Genomic DNA, 16326 nt, shown 5'->3' with positions numbered 1-16326 from the left:
AAAATGATAATAAGTTTTTACAACTAAAAAATACTCCTGTTTATTTAAATAAATACCAATTTCTCATGAAAAAATTAGTGATCGGAATTGTTCTCTTTCATTCTCTGCTGTCTTATGCACAGAAGGACGACAAAACAAGGGTTCTTTCTGAAATTACCGAAAAAGTGAAGCGCTATTATGTAGATAAAGAAGCTTACAAAAAAGTAGATTCTTCATTTCAAAATGACCTTAAAAAAGGAACATTGAATACGTTGAATAAAAATGATTTTGTAGCGCTTATTGGCAAGAAACTCAGATCGGATATAAAAGACTACCATTTTTCTTTCAGATATCTGGAAAACTATAGCCCCGAAAAGGTAGTGGATGAGAAAGAAAAAGAAAAACTGCACGATTTTCACAACAGTCTTGAGAATTTTGGTTTTGAGAGTGTCCGACGGTTGGAAGGAAATATTGGATATATCAATTTTAAAGGGTTTGCTTCCCCAAAATCCAGTGCCAATACACTAGCTGCTGCTATGAATTTTGTTGCCAATACAAACGCTTTGATTATTGATCTTAGAGAAAATCAAGGGGGAGATAATGATATGCTTCTGCTATTCTGTAGCTATTTTTTTGATAAGAAAACAGATCTTTATACCACTTATTTCAGACACGAAGATAAAATCGTAACCAACAGCACGCAGGCAGAAGTTTCAGGAACGAAATATCTTCATAAGAAAATCTATATCCTGACCAGTAAAAATACTTTTTCTGCAGCAGACGGACTTGCCTACTTTTTGCGGGAGCATCATCTGGCCGAAATAATAGGGGAGAAAACCCCTGGAGCAGCCAATCCGGTAGATCCTTTTGTTATTCAAAATCAATATTTACTACTTGTTCCTACAGGAAAAGTAAGTTCTTCACTGGATGGTAAAAACTGGGAGCATATCGGGTTGAATCCTTATCTGAAAGTAGAGGCTAAAGATGCTTTAAAAGTGGCTCATCGTAAAATTTTAAAAGACATTTTAAAAACTGGAACAAAAACAGAGCTAACTCCATCCGAAATAAAAAATCTTATTCATCAACTGGAACAATAACTGAATTGAAAGTTATTGCTATCTATTATAATGCAAAAAGAAATTTTTAAAAGCATACTCATAAAAAAGGGACAAGCTAAATATAACTTGTCCCATATGTTTATTTTAAAACCTGCTGGTCATAAAGAATATTATCGTCTTCATCAAAGCTTATGATCAACACTTTAAATTGTTTGGCGCTGTCGTTATTGAAAAATTTAATTCTTGGCGGAACATAATCACTGTCAAATAAATTAGGATTCCAGTACAGTGTCTCACGCGTATCATTTTCAATTTTTTCAGGAGCATCATTATCTATCATTTCAATAGGGAATTCTGAAGGTTTATCATAACCCTTGATGATGGATGAGTTGTTCTTTTTTACTTCTTTTTCGTTGCTTTTAGCCTGCATATTGCCCTTCATTGTGTAGATGGCTACGGCATCACCTACCAATCCTGATCCTTTGATGATTTTTACCATCGCAATATTGTTGATGGGAAGAGTGGAGATCATGCTGGGATCGGTAGCTATTTCATCTAAAAAGAGCTTGGCTTGCTGTCCCCGGATATAAGGAACGTTGGCTCCTGAATTATTTCTCTGAAATGTCAGGCCGGCAGCTTTTCCCTGCAGCCAGTCTAAAATATTGGTGTATCCTGACGTATGCTGGTCTTCATTCACGAAATCAAATACAGTAGAATTGACAGAACTGAACATTCCGCTGGAAAGTTGTTTATCAAGATCTGCCTTCGCATCTTTCTTTTTTCCAACTAAAGCAACTTCCTGAATTTGTATATCATTACTCTCTTTCTTTTTTATATTTTTTTGCGTATTGATGGCTCTGGAGATAGTTGGAGGAAGAGTTTTATTTTTATCAGCTTTTACCAATGTATATTTTGTAGCCGGGAAATTGCCCTTAAATAGGGAAGGTGTGACTAACGGTTCTATGGTGACAAACAAATCCTGATTCCCTGATTCTTTATTTTCTGAATTGACAAAGGCTGAAACTTCCAGCGGTTCATCATTATTGAGGTTATTTAAATAGATATATCCGTTTTGATCTGTTTTGAATTGGCTGAATACAGGCTGGCTTTGACCGGATTTTGATAATAAATTGATACTCGTGTTGGGCAGCAGAGCATTATTTTTAATAGGTTTTACTCTGTAAGAAAGGTATTTTTGAGATTGGGTTTTAATGGCAGGTACAGTTCCGCTGAGTACAGCATTCCAGTCGAATCTTTTCCAGTTTTCTGAAATAAGAAGTGCATCCAAAGCTTCAGTGTTGGCATTCTTAGCGAAGTATTGTGCAGGGCTGTCTATTCTTGTGGTAAAATCTCCCGTTAGCCAGAGCCCGCTCAGAATATTGTCTTCTTCAGGAGTTGGGTTACCATTATCTTCGCTTACCACAACTGTATAATTTTTGAAATAAGATTCCGGAGAAAGATCGATACTGTTGAAAGCTCTTGGTGTTGGTTTTAAACTCTGACCTACTATTTCTGCTTTCTCAACCTTTAAATTACCAGGTTTTATAAAGCAAAGCCTCTGTGCCACCACATTGTCCTGTTCATCAAGAATAACCAATTGCAGGATACCGTTGGCACCACTACTGATTTTTGTAGGAATAAGGCTTGATGCCTCATTCGTCAGGTGGTTGATATTGGCTCTGTAAGCAAGATGGTTGTTGATCAGTCCAATAATTTTATAACCCTGAAGCTGTTGTTTGAGATTGACACCTTTTAAATTGTACTTTATCCCTTCTTTAGAGCTTGAAACCTCTATATTCAGGCCGCTGTCGGCAACTTGTGGTAGATCTATTGTATGACTTTTTCCTGCATTGTCCTGAATAATGGCCTGATATTTCTTTCCGGATGCCGGAGTTATCTTAAAAGAAGCGACATTTTTATCAAAAGATTTGAATGTAGTAACAGGAGTATTGGGGTTTTGGCTGTCTATAATTTTTCCGGACCAGTTTTCCGGCAGAGAAGAATTGGAAGATAATCTTACAGCAAACTTTGTAGGCATACCGTTAATGAAAGTTCCGCCTTCCGGGAAGACCTTGGCAGACCAATCAGAACTTTTAGAGATTACCAATGATTCTGTAGAGTTTGGATTGTAAACCGGAATTGTTTTGACAATTTGGAAATCCTCATTAAAATTGGTCATGTAAGGGGTGTAAGCTCTTACAAAATAAACCTGTTCGGGAAGATCTTCTTTCAGTTGAAAATCTCCGCTGCCTTCACCATTCGTAAGAAGTACCGTTTTCCAGTCTATTAATTTTTTATCAGAATTATACAGCTCAACAAAAAGCGTAGTGGATAATTCAGAGCGGTTATATCCGTCAAATACAAAACTTTTGAACCAGATTTTATCACCAGCTGCATATTGCGGTTTGTCCGTAAGTACATATACTTTTTCCTGCTCGTAATGATCCTCAAGATTGGTAATTGCTTTTTCTAACTTGGTTTGTGCCAGTACAGGCTGTACCATTGAAAGGAGCAATACACAGAACATATTTTTCATAGAAATCTCAGCACATTTTAATTCTTTGCTAATGTAATCATTTAAAGACTTCTGGAGTTGATATTTTATATGTTATTTCACAAGAGTGAAAAGAAATTGATGATGTTTTCAAGTCAAAAATCTTGAGATACAGTGCATGGTGAGGTATTGGAAAATACCAATAGAGAATTGTGAATTAAACAGGAACGTGCTGTAAATTAAAATTTTAGAGATGTGAATTTAATCAACATTTAGTGATAAAAAATATTTTGAATGAATATTTTTATTATTTTTATAAAATAAACTAAAACATGAAAATATATGAAATTTATTACCCTTCCCGAATTCAACCTGACATAGAACCTTAAAAAATCCTTTTAATTTAAAATTATCAATAGGCCTCATCTGATGAGAGGCCTGTAGTTCTATGTATATCAAAATAAAGCATAATTCAAAATCAATACAAACAAAATTAAGCTTACACACAATCCTTAAATCCAATTATTCCCATGGAAAAATCACACAATCACACGCAGGGCTGTACTCATTGCTCTTGCCACAATCCTGTTTTGGATGTTCTTAAAGAAGAACTTTTCAGTGCAGAAAATATGACCAAAATAAATCCGGGTTCCGGAAAAGCCACCCACGAAAAACCACAAACTCTGATGGTATGCGGAGGAATCATCCGTCCTATGATTGGAGGATCAACAGCTACCGTTGAATCTGTTGGGATCGCTGATGGAAAAGTAGTGGTGACTGGTACAAAAGATCAGGTAGAAGAGTATATGAAACAGCATTATCAAGGGTTTCAAAGAAAAGAACTAGCCGGTACTCAAACTTTGCTTCCGGGGCTGATAGAACCCCATGTTCATATGGTTCCAACAGCAATGATGCAGGGCTGGCTGGATCTGAGCCCTTTTGAAGGACAGAATTTAAAGGCTGTTTATGACCTGACCTCTGTAGGGACCATCATCAACAATCATGTTCCTAAAATTCCGGGGGCTGTTATTTTAGGGAGAGGTCTAGACCCGTCATTAATGCCTTTTAAGGAAAAAGATGGTAAAAAAGAGTTAATAACCATCGATAATATACTACTTGACAGTATTAATCATACGACACCGATGATGTTGTTAAGTGCTTCTATGCATACACTTTATCTGAATACCAAGGCGCTGGAATATGTATTTAAACATAATTCCGATATCAGTACCGAGTATAAAACCGTTGAAAATTATATTGCTGAGACCAAAGGTCAGCTGCAGGAAGGCTTACAAATGACTCCTGCATTGAAGACGGTAAAGCTGCAGATCATTGCGATGAGCATAGAGATTAACAGATATCTTACCAATCTTTTCAATACAGCCAATTCAAGAGGGGTTACTTTTATGTATGATGCCGGACTGAATAAAGGTTCAGAAGTACTGTTAACCAAATACTTCGAGACTCACCCGGAACGCGTAAGAACAGGAGGTGCTTATCTGTGTTCCAGCCAGGAAGATGTTGATAAACTGGAACCTTATAAAGAGCCGGAGCACTATAAACCTGTATATTACGGGCATATTAAAGTGGTTTCAGATGGTTCCAACCAGGGATTGACAGGTTATCAGAGCACTCCTTATCTGTGTAATCCTGCGAACAACACAGGGGTATTTAATTTTCCGCAGACAGGTATTCCGGCCCATACGATTCCTCCGAACTATAATACATTAATCAACAGCGTGGTCGCTGTAAAAGGCTGGCCGCTGATGGTTCATGCTAATGGAGATCAGGCAGTAACATTTGCCATTAATGCTTATCAGAGTAGTTTGGCTCAATATAGAGGTCCGGAGCTTCGTAACCGTATTGAGCACTGTTCACTGCTGACATCAGAGCAAATTACCAATATGCTTCAAATGGGAGTATCTCCAAGTTTCCTGATCGGCCACGTAGGCTACTGGGGCTATGCTTTTAAAGAAGTAATATTCGGGGAAAAAGCACAAATGCTTGATCTTTGTGGTTCAACGCTTGCTGCCGGTATGAGAATTACCCTTCACAGCGACAATGAGGTGAGTCCATTAGGTCCTCTGAGAATGATGGAACAATCCATTACCAGAATCATGGAAAAAAATCCAAACGATATTGAGGTCTTAAACAGCGCGGAACGTATTACCCCGGAGCAGGCCTTAATTGCCGTTACTTATGATGCTGCCTGGCAGTGTTATGCAGATAAATGGGTAGGATCGTTAAATGAAGGATACTTTGCTGATTTCGTTATTTTGGAACAGGATCCTCTTTCATTGAATACACCTTCATTACAGTATATGAAAATGAGAGACATTCCGGTATTGGAAACCTGGGTAGGCGGTATACCTGTGTATGTGAATCATAAGACTGAAAAAACAGTAACAGAGAAAGATGTTGTTTTTTCAGATAAATCATAAAAGGTTCTGAAAAGAGCTTAAATAGTTGCTAATTAAATACCTATCAGAGCAGATTATTTCTGCTCTGATTTTTTGTTTTTAATTAAGAGGTTTTCTGCCGGTAAAAATATTGATCAGAACAACAATAATGGCAACAACCAAGAGTGTGTGGATTAAGCTTCCTGTGTCCATACCCGGAATGATTCCTAGCATTCCCAGTAGCCAGACAGCGATGCAGATGACTGCAACAAGCCATAATAGATTTCTCATAATATTATTTTTTGTGGTTAGTGTTGTGGTGTAGTGGCGGCTTCACTTTATTGATGCCTTAAACCTTTATGGTGGTATTGTGTGCTTTTATGATCAGTTTTATAATTTGAATAAATGGTATCAGTGGTAGTACTGTAATTTTTATTGAAAGACTGATCATCCTCTAACTTGGGCATGGGATAATGAAACTCCTTGCCGTTCTTATAAAGCTTATTATCGTAAGTCCGGTAAATCTGGTTTTCTTTATAAGTGTTTCCGTCAGGGGCAAGATATACTTTGTTTTTCTTGCCTTTCTTTCGCAGGCCCATATAAAGCAAAGAACTTCCTGCTGCAAGAGCCAATGTAATTTTTACTATATTGTTCATACGATTGTGATTTGATTTTAATAATTACAATTTTTTTGCCATAAGATAGAAATGTGGTACTTTTTAGGCATATAAATGTTTGATGAAAAGAAAAAGTCTGGCAGAACCAGACTTTTTAGTTTCAGAGCGTTTGTTCCTTATGTTTTCCTTCCCTGATCTCTTCTACCATTTTGGCATTAAAGGCAGGAAGATCTTTTGGTGTTCTGCTCGTCACGAGTCCGGCATCTACTACCACCTCGCTGTCTTCCCAGTGTGCACCGGCATTTTTTAGATCCTGGCTGATGGAGTTAACGGAAGTCAGATTCCTTCCTTCTACCACACCCGCGTTGATCAGTACCTGCGGTCCGTGGCAAATGGCTGCTACAGGTTTATGCTGGGCAAAAAAATCTTTTACAAAGGTGAGTGCTTTTTCATTGGTTCTCAGCAGGTCCGGATTAATAACGCCTCCCGGTAATACCAGCGCATCATAATCTGAAGCCGCTGCATTGTCGAGCGTTTGATCTACCGGATATTCCTTACCCCAGTCTTTTTCTGCCCATGCCTTAATACTTCCGGATTCAGGACTTACAATATGGGCGGTCCATCCCTGTTGTTCAAGATATTCTTTTGGTGAGCTTAATTCACTTTCTTCAAAGCCATGTGTGGCCAGTATTGCGATTTTCTTTGACATAGTACTGTTTTTTGTGTTAAGTATCGGAAGGTCTGTGACCTCCGATTACAACGTTCGATTGTTGTGTGATGATTAAATAAAAACTTACCTCATGAGAAAGAGGATATCTACTTTTTTAAATCTTCAAGAACTTCAAATTTATCATGAGAAGCCTTAAGCTGATGAAGCTGATCCAGTACCACCCTGGAACTTTCCGGGCAAAGATCACCGCTGTCTAATGCATCCTGATACGCGTCTATAGCAGCACTTTCACCATATACAACATTTCCTAACGTAGAGCCGGCTGTATCTGCAGCAAAAGAATTTTTAACATCAATCCATGCTCTGTGGACGGCGCCTGCAGTAGATCCTGATTGATCCGGTGTGCCTCCTCTTTCTGTAATCAGATTGCTCAATTCGTTTTTCATTTTGTGAGACTGGGCTACCATGGTATCATAGTCTGCTCTCAGCTGTGGATACTCATCCCAAACTTTGTCTTCCACTTTCGAAAATCCCTGAATTCTGTCGTTGGTAATGTTCAGTAAATCATTCAATACTGAAACTGTTTTCTCGTTGTTCATATTTTTATATTTTAAATTGGTACTATGAACTTTGCAAGTGCTGTGCCTCAAACGGGATATCTGCAAAGATGTGGTATTTAAAAAAAACTTAAAATTTTGAAAACAAATCTTAATTAAAATACCTGAAGAACTGCAAAGAACTCCATAATCAAAAGTGCCACAGAGGTTTATCAGGTTTGCGCTACGAATAAATATTTCCCTGAAAAGCATTTACCGGCGGCTATTTTATCAGCAAAAAGAATTGATAACGGTTTCAGGTTTGGCTTCTTTTGATGGAGTAGAAAGACAGCTGCAATAAAATATAATTTGGGCACGCAGAGAGATGATGCCATAATTTTTTCTATATTTAGAAGAAGTAAGTGTATGATTTACTCATGTTTAGAAAAATGGCTTGTGTTTGTATTTTACATTCCAAAACAGGCCTATCCATATAATATAAAAAAGACAATGCCGATAAACGTGATACCTCCGGATGGAGGCCTGTTATATAAAGAAACAGATATGACTCAGTTGTTCCCTGAGCCTTTCAATGCATTAACAGCCTTATTGTTTTTAGCCATAGCCATTTTCTGGACCATTAAGTTGAAAGGTAACTTCAAAGAATATCCTTTTTTAACCTACTGCCTGGTTTTATTATATATCGGTGCCATTGGGGGAACGGTTTACCATTCTTTCAGACAATGGCCGGTATTTATTATGATGGACTGGCTTCCGATTATGCTATTATGCCTGTCTGCCGGGTTTTATTTTGTAGCGCAGAGCACCCGATGGTACTATGCTGCTGTAATGGTTCTGGGATATGTCGCTCTGATGTTTGCTTTAAGAAACTGGATTCTGATCGATAATCCTTCTCTTTTTATCAATGTCAATTATGCCATCATGGCCTCATTGGTAGTTTTCTCGGTACTCAGGTATCTGATGTATACCCAATGGAAAGCCGGCAAATGGGTAGGATTTGCGGTGCTGTCGTTTGTTTTTGCACTCACCTTCCGTATCGCTGATAAGTGGGAATGGTTCAGCTTCGGTACCCACTTTTTGTGGCATACGTTTGGAGCGCTAGCGACGTTTTGTATGTTTAATTATATCTATCTTACGAGGGATATCATTAGAAAGAGGTAGTTATTTCTCTTCGCAAAATTTCCCGACTTTAAGTTGCTGGTTAAGCTATCTGAAAAAGAAGTAATTAGAGATAAAGTTTACAATATATGTAAACTTTTTTGTATATTTGTTAAGCAATGTACGTATTAAATAGAATCACGGGTGAGAAACAAGTAGCAACAATAACTAAAATTGATGCTGCTGAAATTTCGCAAATTAATAAAACCAGGCGATTTGATTTTAATTGGAACAAAGAAAAAGACTTTCATGTCTATAAATTAACAGTAGAAGAGAAAGAAGAACCAATAGGGCTATTATCAATACAAGAACGGCCACAGGATTATGCTTTGGAAATCAGACTTCTGGCGGCCTCCAAAGAAAATGTTGGTAAATCGCAGAATTATAGCCGGATTGCAGGTTGTCTTATTGCATTTGCATGCAGAGAAGCGTTTAAAAAAGGATTTGAAGGGTATGTATGCTTAAAGCCAAAAACAAAGCTTGAAAAACATTATATGCAGCAATATGGATTACAGTCAACCAAAATATATTTGATCACTGAAGGTGAAAATTCATTACAATTAATTCAGGAATATTATGAAGACAAACAGGAAGGAAATTAAGGAAACAGATTTTTCAAAATTGACAGGTGAAGAACTTGCGGATGCTTTTGTCTTTCCTACCGATCAAATTTTGAATGCGAAAGAGAAAAAAGAGGAGGAGGACTTCTGGGTAGCTCGCCGGAAACAATTTGAAAATCGTACTCATCGTCAAAAAATGTATTCAAGATTGTTACAGCTAAAGTTTCAATTGGAAGACTATATAGATAGCAGTCAATATCTGGAAGCTTTTAGTTTTGGATTTTTTTTAAATGAGTACGTAAGCAGACAAGAGAAAAAAGATAAGGATTTTGCTGTTGAGGTTGATGTGAAGCCAGCTGTACTTAGCCAATATATTAATAATCATCGAAAGCCGACAGATGAGTTCATCATCAGGCTTGAATTACATTCCAACGGGCTGATTCCCGCAATACATTGGTTTAAGGTTATCCAAAAAAATAAAGAACATGAGATCATGACCAATCAGAAATTAAGAGAGGAAGAAAGTAAGCATGTTAAAAACAGACTTGGATTTGCTTATTAGCTTTCGCTTATTTTAAAAAGAGATAGCTTGCTCTGCTGCGTAAAGTCTCCCGACTTTGAGCTAGTAATAAAGATTATTTCCTTTAGACTTGTTGCAAAGTTGGGAGACTTCGGAGAGCGGGGTAAAATAATCTATAAGATTCGTAAAAATATTGATTTAGTAGTATTAACTGTAATTTTTTATTGTGTCAATCATTTCTTTTGGATATATAAAAGTTGAAAATGTTGATCCCTCATAAGAATTTGGGTATTTTAAAGTAAAATCATAAAAAACGCAGCATTGAGTTGTTTCTGTAATATTCAGTTGAGAGTAATTTGTCTTTTTAAAATTTTCTAAATATTCAATGCTTGTACTTAAGGAATCACTTTCTATCTTGATCAGTTCATTATTGAGATCACAAATGTTTTTATAATAGTTTCCAATTATTTTTCTGACACTAATTTCTTCTGGTTGAAATTCGAAATCTTCATTTAACTTTTTTCCCCATTCTTTATAATTATTCCTTAATTCCGTTTTTAAAAATAGAGGATTCAATTTTATTGTTTTTTTTAGTATATCTTTACTTTCGACTGAAAAAGTAATGCTGTTTATAGGAAGTCCACAATGTTGAGCGTAATTTCGTAACTTATAAATAAACCTATATTCAAAGAAATTATCATACAGATAACCTGTATAATCTTTAAATTGAAGAAATTGAATAGAATCTTTACCATATTTATTTTTGAGATACCTTTCAGTGTGGTCTAAATATGTTCTTGCAGAAGACAAATAATTGAATAAAAATCTATTTGCATTTCTTGATATATACTTTAATTCGGGTAAGTTATTGTCTAGAAGATTAAACTTTTCTCTTTCTAAAAATGAATTAATAACACTTTCAAAATATTTATTAAATTCTAGGAAGTTCATCAAGAAGATATAGAACAACTCCTGATTCATAATATGATGATGTATATTTAAAGAGTGATTTCTTATTATTTCAAATTCATTCCTAGTTATATTTCCTCTAAAGCTTATTTCTTGATTATTATTAAATATATTTATAGTTCCGATTCGAAATTCTTCCATTATTTAGTTGAAAAGTTTTTGTTTTTAGTTTATTTGGAATAAAATCTCAGTTATGAGATTTCAAGAAATAGGGATTGTCTTTGGATTCTATCATCAGTTGTAGTAATATTATTTATTAGGAAAAATAATTATTTCTCCTAATTGTTCAAAAATAGCTTTTCTACATTGAGCAGCGTATTCACTATCATTGTTTTCTTGAATTATTCTACATATTCGAAATAAATCTTCTGTCTTAATTAACCCAATTTTTTCACGTTTAGCACCTGTTAGACATTTTGCAGTAAATGAAAGTTTTCTTTCGTTTGGTGCAATCAGTCTTTGTGCATTTCCAAAAAGCAATCCATATGCTTTTTCCTTTACATTTTCTTTTTCGAAGTCAGCATTTAACCCATCAAGCAGTTGCCTGAATTTGGTCACATCAATATCTTTTGTATCTTTACCTTCGCATTCTCCTATGAATCTTTCGCCTTCTGGTGATAAAATAATTTGATCTAATTCTAATTCCCCATCATCATAATTTTCTGCTTTATAGCCAAGAATCGTTAATGCTTTAATTACAGCATTTTCCAAAAGCTTTCCACTTTCGAATAATAGGTCTTTAAGACTTTCTTGTTCTTCAAGCAAAAGATTTAATTTTTCGTTTTCTTGTATTTTTTTATTTATTGTTATTTCATTCTTTTTGATTAAGTTTTCTGTTTCCAATGAATTTTTTAAATTAAATTCATCCGATTGCAACCAATTAGGCTTAGGTGTTTTTTCCATTGATTTCTTTAAAGTCTTATCAATTTCAGCAATATTGCCTAGAAGAGACTTACCTATTCTAATTGCTTCTGGTGTCCAACTAGATTGATTATTTTTTGTATTATATTTTACTAATCCTTTTTTATCAAAATTAATATTAGGTAAGAATATAATATGACCTTTTTTTATTTTCATCATTGTACCTAGAATCCGATCTTTATTTTTAGTCGTAAAAATAGGATCCTGTAGTTCTTCTCCTTTAAGATATATATCATAGGACAAATAGTCTTGAAAACTTTTGTGAAAATCAATAAATAAGTTATTACAAGGGTTGACAAATGAACCACTAGCAGATGTGAATTCGATTGTTTGGATGGTGGAGAAATTATAATTGGAAAAAGGGGTGACTAAATCAGTTGTTTTTTGATTTCTCCCTGTTCCACTAAAATCTTTTTTTCCAGTGTAAATATAAAAATCTTCTCTTTTTGTTAAAATAAAAAATACTGTTCCTCCATTTTCTGCAAAATGTAGAATCTCATTTTTCCAATGTTTGGAATGTTCAATTATCTTAGCGGAAGAATTTTTCGTATATAACATTTTCCCTTCATATGTCTGGCTTGAATTAAAATTATCATATGTTGAATAATTACTATGACCAAAATCTGGACTAAAAATAACAATATCACTTTCTGAAAGTGATCTTTTACTATCAAGTTTTATATAATTATCTCCATTTGAAGGTATTTCGATTCCAATACTTGTGATTTTTTTCATTCATTAATTAATTGTATTTGTGTAAGAATTTATAATAGTTTGATATTTTTAAATTAAAGGATTTGAATCTAACTAGAAATTATTTTAAAATAGTTTTGCCCAAATAATTTTTGTTGTTTTAATCTCCCTTAATATCAAACAGTAGACATTTGAATTCTTTTTAAATTTTTCTAAATTTAGTGCAATATTATAAATCTAGAAGTTGTTTGATATTATCATCATCTGTATTGCTTGAAACATCTGATGGTAAAGAGTTTTCACGTTTTTCAACTAAATATATGTTTTCATCTGTTACATCTCCGCTAACAAAATTTCTCATAATGTCATACTTATATGTTGATACTTTTGAAGGTGATTTTTCTCCTCCAAATTGAAAAATGATATCAATTTTATTTTGAATTTGAGAAGTGTTTAATTTGATAACAAAGCTTGACATAATTGGTCTGCCATGGCTTATTAAAGGGAAATCTTTATCATAAGGATTGCTCATCAAAGCTTGATTAATATATATATCCCCAGGATGAATCACAATTCTTATAAAAGCATTTTTCTCATTATTGAATTGTGAGGTATTAAATAGTAAATATCGGAATGTTAAAAAAATATCATTTCCAGAAATTTGGATGTTTTTCAATTTTATATGTCCTCTTATAATTGGGAAATCTTGACTTTTAATCAAAGCTTTAATTAAATAATGAGGAGCAACCCTTGTCTGGCCATCTAATCTAACATAATAGCGACTATCATATTGATGTGGTCTCTCTATACTTTTTTCAACCTCAATTATTATAACAAATTTTCCATTTCCATCATTTAAAAAATTGACTTTGATTCCAATAGGCATCGGTATAATTGAATCTGATAAAGTATTTATTAATTTATCTTTATCTAAACCAGAATCAAAAGGAGTTAGATTCCCTGAAGCTTTTGTATTTCCATTTGTATCTTTAGATTCAATTGGTGCTCCCCAAATAATAATACCACCTTCCGAATTTAATAATGCGCAGACACTTTTTTTTATTACATTTTCCTTTTCTTTATGGGTTCCTTGATTTACATATGATTTAAATTCTAAATTCAATTTTTCTTCCTGTTCTGTTTGAAAGAATAGTTCGAGATCTTGATAATTCAAATCAAAAATATTTTTCCCAAAAATAGATAGGCTGTGTGTCATAGCTTTCTTATATATATTCAAACTTACAAAATTCATTATAATAGAAGTTTACGGATTTCCGTAAAAAAACAAAAATAAAAATCCTCTTAAAATTTTCAATCAGTATTTTTACGGAATTTCTTAAAGATTTTGAAAATTTCGCCAAAAAAAATCCCAACTTTCGTCAGGATTATTCATTTATAAGTTTAAAGAAATCAGATAAACTAATTTTTCTTGCTTCACATATTTTAAAAAGTGTTTCAACAGGTATTCTGTAAGTTTCTTCACTTTTAATTTTTCTAATGGTACTTTCTTCCACACCATGATTTTTGGCAAAAGAATTTTGTGACTTGCCTTCCTGAAGCCAAGGTATCAACCATTTTTTTGTAATGTATGAACAAATTTTTTCGTTTATATCTGTCATAGAACAAATGAAATAATTAAATAATAAAAAATTACGGTCGATCGACCGTAATTGAATTTCTTTTCTTACATTTATAAAAAAATACAAACAATGAAAAAAAGCAGAACAAACTTCGATTCCCGGTTTCGGGCAGATAAAAAACACTCCGGGTTGCAGCTGATGGAAACTTTCTTTCAGTTCAATGAGCTGGATGTTTCCAAAGAAAGGCTCAGCAACATTATGAATTATGCGGTAAAGAGAAATAGCTGGATCCATGAAGATCCGGCGGTGATCTTCCAGTTTCATCAGTCGATGAGGTCATTGATCCGGGCAGGATATCTCATCATGCTGAAGAACAGAAAATGGACGGTCGATACACAATCTGAAAAGATTTCCCCTTGGGTTCTTGGCCTTCTTTCGGAGAAAGAATACCGGAATCCTCTGCTGGTTTTTAAAAAAGCCTTCAGTGCCTACACCCTCAAAGAATTTGATTATTTTATGTCCGGAATCGTCTATTTTTCAATGGGTGTTTATGAAAATCTACCGGAAAGAAATATCGTGATGCCCTACATCCATACAGTGAAAATGCTGGATGCTGCACATCTTATTCTTCAGAGAAGAAGAGAAAAGAAGATAACTGAAACCCGTTAAAAATAAAAAATGCCCCTTTTTCAGGGGCATTATATTATTGAGCTTTTACTTGCTCTATCTTTATGTAAATTTTAGAAAGGTTGGGTTGGGCACTCCCTGAGGTGGGGGCTCCTGCCATAATGGTTGCGGTATAAGCAGTTTTTGAAGAAGCGTTGCTGTCTATCCAGGTATATCTTCTATGCTCAGGTCCGCCACTGGAACCATCTATAATCCCTACGTTCCCCCAGTAAGCGCTTCCTACTGCTCCGGTGCCTTGAGGAAACCAGGTAGCTGTTGCATCTCCCATACCGCCCCATACTCCTGAAGTAATATTGTTGGTAGTTTGAGCTGCTCCAATATAACCGCCATATTCGGTATTGTAATTCCAATATAGATTTACGGTAGAACCTGTATTGTTAAATAACTGTACATTTGGAACTGCAGCGGTTGTACCACTGGTGGTGTCAAATATTACTCTGATAGAATACTTACCATCCGGGGTAGCAAGAGGAAAAGTATAGGCTTGTTTCCCGTTGGAATCAGTTGTCAGAGTAGGATATCCCATTGCTGCAACAGGTGCAATGTCTGCACGGCTGCTATTTCCCACTGTAGCGGTACAGTTTTGCGCTGCTGTTAGGAAAGAAACCGTACTGTTGGTCATCGGAATAGTCATGTCATTAGCAGTGGTGGGAGTTCCGCTTACTGAGAATACCAGTTCGCCATCACCAAACTCTAAAGTTCCCGGTCTTAACTGGAAAGTCAATCCGTTGATGGTAAAAGGAGTTCCTGAATTATATGCTCCGCCGTTTCCTCCGCTATAAGTAACTCTCAGGTTTCCGGTGTAAGGAGTACCGGGAGTATAAGTAGAAGGACTTAAGTAAGCTGTGGTACACTGTAATGTAGAAATTGCCGGAGCTACGGCATTGGTCGCCTGTGTCAGTCTTTGCCATACTGTTCCGTCAAAATAATAATAGCCCATAGCAGTAACATTGATACGTTGCCCTGTGGCATCTCCGCCGGTGACGTCCGTAATATAAATTAATGCGCCGGTCTGATTGGTGCCATAGGTAGCGGTATTGGCTGTAAGCTCAGCTCTGGTAAGCCTTGGGGCCTGTAATCCGAATGTTTGTGTGTTATTCGTAATCACTCCTGAAGTGTCCCTTGTGGCAGATACATCCAATGTTGTTTTAGGTGAAGCTGTGTTGATCCCTACTTGGGCAAAAGAAATACCTGAAATAAGAATAGCAGTGAGATGTGTAAATTTTGTTTTCATATGAGGGTGTATTTTGTGTGAACCAAATATAATTCTTTTTTTTGTGAAAAATGAAAAAAAGAAGTTTGTGATTGATAAAAATTAACTAATTGGTAATATTGAGTATCATTATGATATGTTTTTTACGATAAAAATTTCATTTTTTTTATCGGCTAATTTTCATTTTTTTATGAGCAATAAAAGGTACAAGAGCTTTTTAGACACTTTAGTTATGTAAGCTATCTACTTTG

16 protein-coding genes are annotated in these 16326 nt (G+C 35.1%); 6 read left to right on the top strand and 10 right to left on the bottom strand.

The window, feature by feature from the left end:
* Positions 1 to 65 precede the first annotated feature (65 nt).
* Positions 66 to 1076 (top strand): S41 family peptidase, encoded by a 1011-nt coding sequence (locus RHP76_RS06815; RefSeq protein ID WP_311229794.1) that lies wholly within the window; start codon positions 66 to 68, stop codon positions 1074 to 1076.
* 100 nt (positions 1077 to 1176) lie between these two features.
* Here RHP76_RS06815 and RHP76_RS06810 read toward each other — a convergent pair whose 3' ends face one another.
* The gene (locus RHP76_RS06810) at positions 1177 to 3573 is read right to left on the bottom strand and encodes a hypothetical protein (protein ID WP_311229793.1); all 2397 of its coding nucleotides are present in this window, start codon (positions 3571 to 3573) and stop codon (positions 1177 to 1179) included.
* A gap of 488 nt (positions 3574 to 4061) precedes the next feature.
* Between RHP76_RS06810 and RHP76_RS06805 the strand changes: the two genes are divergently transcribed.
* Positions 4062 to 5972 (top strand): amidohydrolase, encoded by a 1911-nt coding sequence (locus RHP76_RS06805; RefSeq protein ID WP_311229792.1) that lies wholly within the window; start codon positions 4062 to 4064, stop codon positions 5970 to 5972.
* Positions 5973 to 6050: 78 nt separating this feature from the next.
* Here the strand turns inward: RHP76_RS06805 and RHP76_RS06800 are convergent, their stop codons facing one another.
* The 4 genes from RHP76_RS06800 to RHP76_RS06785 form a co-directional block, all read right to left on the bottom strand.
* On the bottom strand, positions 6051 to 6221 hold the full coding sequence (locus tag RHP76_RS06800) for a lmo0937 family membrane protein (protein WP_047433678.1): 171 nt from the start codon (positions 6219 to 6221) through the stop codon (positions 6051 to 6053).
* A gap of 47 nt (positions 6222 to 6268) precedes the next feature.
* Positions 6269 to 6586 carry a hypothetical protein gene (locus RHP76_RS06795; protein ID WP_311229791.1) on the bottom strand — a complete coding sequence of 106 codons (318 nt, stop codon included), beginning with the start codon at positions 6584 to 6586 and terminating at the stop codon, positions 6269 to 6271.
* Positions 6587 to 6707: 121 nt separating this feature from the next.
* Positions 6708 to 7256, bottom strand: a complete 549-nt coding sequence (locus tag RHP76_RS06790) for a type 1 glutamine amidotransferase domain-containing protein (RefSeq protein ID WP_311229790.1) — start codon at positions 7254 to 7256, stop codon at positions 6708 to 6710.
* A gap of 107 nt (positions 7257 to 7363) precedes the next feature.
* Positions 7364 to 7816: a PA2169 family four-helix-bundle protein gene (locus RHP76_RS06785; RefSeq protein ID WP_311229789.1), complete on the bottom strand. Its 453-nt coding sequence runs from the start codon at positions 7814 to 7816 to the stop codon at positions 7364 to 7366.
* A gap of 447 nt (positions 7817 to 8263) precedes the next feature.
* On the opposite strand from RHP76_RS06785, the gene RHP76_RS06780 reads away from it, so the two are divergent.
* From RHP76_RS06780 to RHP76_RS06770, 3 genes are all read left to right on the top strand, one after another.
* Positions 8264 to 8935: a hypothetical protein gene (locus tag RHP76_RS06780; protein ID WP_311229788.1), complete on the top strand. Its 672-nt coding sequence runs from the start codon at positions 8264 to 8266 to the stop codon at positions 8933 to 8935.
* A 116-nt stretch (positions 8936 to 9051) separates the two neighbouring features.
* Positions 9052 to 9534 (top strand): hypothetical protein, encoded by a 483-nt coding sequence (locus RHP76_RS06775; protein WP_311229787.1) that lies wholly within the window; start codon positions 9052 to 9054, stop codon positions 9532 to 9534.
* Positions 9509 to 10054, top strand: coding sequence for a hypothetical protein (locus RHP76_RS06770; protein WP_311229786.1), 546 nt, complete (start codon positions 9509 to 9511; stop codon positions 10052 to 10054). Before RHP76_RS06775 ends, RHP76_RS06770 begins: the two co-directional genes overlap by 26 nt.
* A gap of 165 nt (positions 10055 to 10219) precedes the next feature.
* Here the strand turns inward: RHP76_RS06770 and RHP76_RS06765 are convergent, their stop codons facing one another.
* The 4 genes from RHP76_RS06765 to RHP76_RS06750 form a co-directional block, all read right to left on the bottom strand.
* On the bottom strand, positions 10220 to 11122 hold the full coding sequence (locus RHP76_RS06765) for a hypothetical protein (RefSeq protein WP_311229785.1): 903 nt from the start codon (positions 11120 to 11122) through the stop codon (positions 10220 to 10222).
* A 108-nt stretch (positions 11123 to 11230) separates the two neighbouring features.
* A complete protein-coding gene (locus RHP76_RS06760; RefSeq protein WP_311229784.1) occupies positions 11231 to 12637 on the bottom strand; it encodes a hypothetical protein in 1407 nt (468 codons plus the stop codon).
* Between the two features lie 187 nt (positions 12638 to 12824).
* Positions 12825 to 13847 (bottom strand): AlbA family DNA-binding domain-containing protein, encoded by a 1023-nt coding sequence (locus tag RHP76_RS06755; protein WP_311229783.1) that lies wholly within the window; start codon positions 13845 to 13847, stop codon positions 12825 to 12827.
* A 133-nt stretch (positions 13848 to 13980) separates the two neighbouring features.
* Positions 13981 to 14214, bottom strand: a complete 234-nt coding sequence (locus tag RHP76_RS06750; protein ID WP_002977873.1) for a helix-turn-helix domain-containing protein — start codon at positions 14212 to 14214, stop codon at positions 13981 to 13983.
* Positions 14215 to 14304: 90 nt separating this feature from the next.
* Here RHP76_RS06750 and RHP76_RS06745 point away from each other — a divergent pair, with 90 nt between their 5' ends.
* Positions 14305 to 14844 (top strand): hypothetical protein, encoded by a 540-nt coding sequence (locus RHP76_RS06745; RefSeq protein WP_311229782.1) that lies wholly within the window; start codon positions 14305 to 14307, stop codon positions 14842 to 14844.
* 34 nt (positions 14845 to 14878) lie between these two features.
* Here the strand turns inward: RHP76_RS06745 and RHP76_RS06740 are convergent, their stop codons facing one another.
* The gene (locus RHP76_RS06740) at positions 14879 to 16096 is read right to left on the bottom strand and encodes a phage tail-like protein (protein WP_311229781.1); all 1218 of its coding nucleotides are present in this window, start codon (positions 16094 to 16096) and stop codon (positions 14879 to 14881) included.
* Positions 16097 to 16326: the final 230 nt, after the last annotated feature.

This window comes from Chryseobacterium sp. SG20098, from assembly GCF_031844745.1.
Taxonomy (GTDB): Bacteria; Bacteroidota; Bacteroidia; order Flavobacteriales; family Weeksellaceae; genus Chryseobacterium; species Chryseobacterium cucumeris.
Note: the sequence above shows the minus strand (reverse complement) of the source record. Positions and strands in the feature narration are given on the sequence as shown.